Raw genomic sequence first — 3,274 nt, 5'->3', positions numbered from 1 at the left:
CTATCCGGTTGAGCTACAGGCGCAGGCACTGTACGTAGAACGCCGACTGGTCGGGGCAGAGGGATTCGAACCCCCGACATCCAGCTCCCAAAGCTGGCGCTCTACCAGACTGAGCTATACCCCGAAACTTAAAGCACTCACCGATACAACTAGGTGAAGCCTTCAAATGTTACGGGTCTAGCCCAAGCCCGTCAATCCGTATGAACACACCACACTTTCAACTGCATTTAAAGATGGTGCGCCCGGAGAGATTCGAACTCCCGACCACCAAGTTCGTAGCCTGGTACTCTATCCAACTGAGCTACGGGCGCACACTTTAAACCTTTGACTCGTTGCCTGCCGCTGTGAAGCGTTGGCGCCGTGTCGAGAAGCGGAATTATTCAGATATCGAGACGGTGCGTCAACACTTTTCTGCATCTTTTTTTCTCGAATCGGTAACAAGCGGGGTAATTGGCCGTCTGATTGGATGAAGGCGTGCGTATTCGCGAGCACCCAATCGCCGCTGAAGCGGCTCCCACAGGAGCGGTTTCCATGCGAGCGGTTTCGACAGACCCAAAACGAAGAAGGGCGGCCAATGGCCGCCCTTCCCTTCTTACAGCTGCGTAGCAGGCTTGCCTACCTTATCCGGTGCCGAGCCAGCGTCACCACGCGGGGGCGGCGGAGGCGGCGAACCAGGCTTGGTCCAGTCGATCGGCGGCCCGGGCTCGCGACCGTTCATGATGTCGTCGATCTGACGCGCGTCAATGGTTTCGTACAGCAGGAGCGTCTCGGCCATGATGTGCAGCTTGTCGATATTCGTGGTCAACAGCTCCTTGCTGCGCGCGTAGGCGCGATCAAGGATGGTGCGCACCACTTCGTCGATCTTGCGGGCGGTCTCGTTGGAGACGCTCTTGTGCTGCGTCACGGAGCGACCGATGAAGACCTCGTCTTCTTCCTCGCCGTAGGTCACCGGACCGAGTTCGTCGGACAGGCCCCACTTCGTCGCCATGTTGCGGGCCATCTTGGTCGCACGCTCGATATCGTTCGAGGCGCCGGTGGTGACCTTGTCGTGACCGAAGATCAGTTCCTCGGCAACGCGACCGCCGTACAGCGAGCAGAGCTGCGATTCGATCGCCACCTTGTTCATGCTGTAACGATCGCCTTCGGGCAGGTACATGGTGACGCCCAGAGCGCGACCGCGCGGAATGATCGTGACCTTGTAGACCGGATCATGCTCGGGCACCAGACGGCCGATGATCGCGTGGCCGGCCTCGTGATACGCGGTGAGCTTCTTCTCTTCGTCGTTCATGGCCATGGAGCGACGCTCCGTACCCATGAGGATCTTGTCGCGTGCACGGTCCAGGTGGCTCATGCGCACTTCGCGAGCGTTCTCGCGGGCGGCGAACAGCGCTGCCTCGTTGACGAGGTTAGCCAGATCCGCACCCGAGAAACCCGGGGTACCGCGCGCGATGACCATCGGCTCGACATCGGCCGCGGTCGGCACCTTGCGCATGTGCACCTTGAGGATCTGGTCGCGACCTTTCACGTCCGGCAGGCCAACGACGACCTGGCGATCGAAGCGACCCGGACGCAGCAGGGCCGGATCGAGCACGTCGGGGCGGTTCGTGGCGGCGATGACGATGATGCCCTCGGTACCTTCGAAGCCGTCCATTTCGACCAGCAACTGGTTCAGCGTCTGCTCGCGCTCGTCGTGACCGCCGCCCATGCCGGCGCCAYGATGGCGGCCGACGGCGTCGATCTCGTCGATGAAGATGATGCAGGGAGCGTGCTTCTTGGCCTGCTCGAACATGTCGCGAACACGGCTTGCGCCGACGCCGACGAACATCTCGACAAAGTCCGAACCGGAGATGGAAAAGAACGGCACCTTGGCTTCGCCGGCGATCGCCTTGGCGAGCAGGGTCTTACCGGTACCCGGCGGGCCCACCATCAGCACGCCGCGCGGAATCTTGCCACCGAGCTTCTGGAACTTGCCCGGGTCGCGGAGGAACTCGACGAGCTCGCCGACCTCTTCCTTCGCCTCGTCGCAACCGGCGACGTCGGTGAAGTTGACCTTGACCTGGTCTTCGCCCTGAAGCTTGGCGCGCGAGCGGCCAAAGCTCATGGCGCCGCGGCCGCCGGAACCCGCCTGCATCTGGCGCATGAACCAGATCAGCACGGCGACGAAGATGATGATCGGCAGCCAGTTGAACAGCAGGCCGAGCAGGGAGAAGCCGTTGTCGGCTGGCTCCTGGCGGAGCTCGACACCCTTGTCGCGCATCTGCTTGACCAGATCGCTGCTGGACAGGCCGACCACCGGTACGACGGTGCGGTAGGCGCCACCATCTTTCAGCTTGCCGGTGATCGTCGGCGGTGCGGTGGAGGTGATCGTGCCGCTGGCGACATTTCCGTTATCGACGTTCTGGGCGAACGTCGTATAGGACATGTCCTGCGAGGATCCACCATGGGGATTGAAGGTCTGGAACACGGTCAGGAGGACCACCGCGATGATCAGCCAGAGCAACAGATTTTTTGCCATCTCATTCATGCGGTGTTCTCGCCAGGTTACCGGGACGCCGACTTGAGGCCGGTCGCCAGTGCATACACCTCCGCCGAACGTGCGCGGGAGGCTTTCGGTTTACGCATCGTCACGCGACTGAAGTCAGCGCGCAAGTTCTTAAGGTACTCGTCGAAACCCACGCCCTGGAACAGCTTCACCAGGAACGACCCGCCCGGTTTGAGCCAGTCGAGACTGAACTGCCGGGCCAGGTCACAAAGGTCCATCGCACGGATCTGATCGGCCAGTGCCACACCTGACATATTGGGGGCCATGTCCGACAGGACAAGATCGACCTTCTGGCCGTCGAGCATGGCCTCCAGCTCGCGGAGCACGGCTTCCTCGCGGAAATCGCCCTGCATGAAGTCCACCCCGGCCAGGCTGGCCATGGGCAGGATGTCCATGGCGATGACCCGGCCGGTATCGCCCAAGCGCCTGCGCGCCAGCTGGGACCAGCCGCCCGGGGCGGCGCCAAGGTCGACGATGGTCATGCCGGGCTTGATGAGGCGATCGCGCTCGATCAGCTCCTCGAGCTTGTAGATGGCTCGCGAGCGCGCACCTTCCGCCTGAGCTCTTTTGACGTAGGGATCGTCGAAGTGCTCTTTGAGCCACTGGGAGCTGGTCTTGCTGCGTGCCATGGCTTTCGACCAGAGTCTTAATAAGGAGCGGGCCTTGCATGATACCCTTTGACGCCTGTCAGCCGCACATCGAACCTGAACGCAATGTCGCTTTCCCCTACAC

Annotated in this window: 2 protein-coding genes and 2 tRNA genes; all 4 read right to left on the bottom strand. The window is 61.7% G+C overall.

Going from position 1 to position 3,274, the window contains the following annotated elements; genetic code table 11:
* Nucleotides 1-47 precede the first annotated feature (47 nt).
* The 4 genes from AC1DT2_RS18855 to rlmE all read right to left on the bottom strand — a co-directional run bounded on the left by AC1DT2_RS18855 (nucleotide 48) and on the right by rlmE (nucleotide 3,171).
* Nucleotides 48-124, bottom strand: a tRNA-Pro gene (locus tag AC1DT2_RS18855).
* Between the two features lie 110 nt (nucleotides 125-234).
* A tRNA-Arg gene (locus tag AC1DT2_RS18850) sits at nucleotides 235-311 on the bottom strand.
* 281 nt (nucleotides 312-592) lie between these two features.
* Nucleotides 593-2,524 (bottom strand): ATP-dependent zinc metalloprotease FtsH, encoded by a 1,932-nt coding sequence (ftsH, locus tag AC1DT2_RS18845; RefSeq protein ID WP_477297999.1) that lies wholly within the window; start codon nucleotides 2,522-2,524, stop codon nucleotides 593-595.
* A gap of 17 nt (nucleotides 2,525-2,541) precedes the next feature.
* Nucleotides 2,542-3,171: a 23S rRNA (uridine(2552)-2'-O)-methyltransferase RlmE gene (rlmE, locus tag AC1DT2_RS18840; RefSeq protein WP_213948331.1), complete on the bottom strand. Its 630-nt coding sequence runs from the start codon at nucleotides 3,169-3,171 to the stop codon at nucleotides 2,542-2,544.
* Nucleotides 3,172-3,274 lie beyond the last annotated feature (103 nt).

The organism is Luteibacter sp. P4_E6 (assembly GCF_056401535.1).
This window is presented reverse-complemented; position numbering and strand designations above follow the sequence as displayed.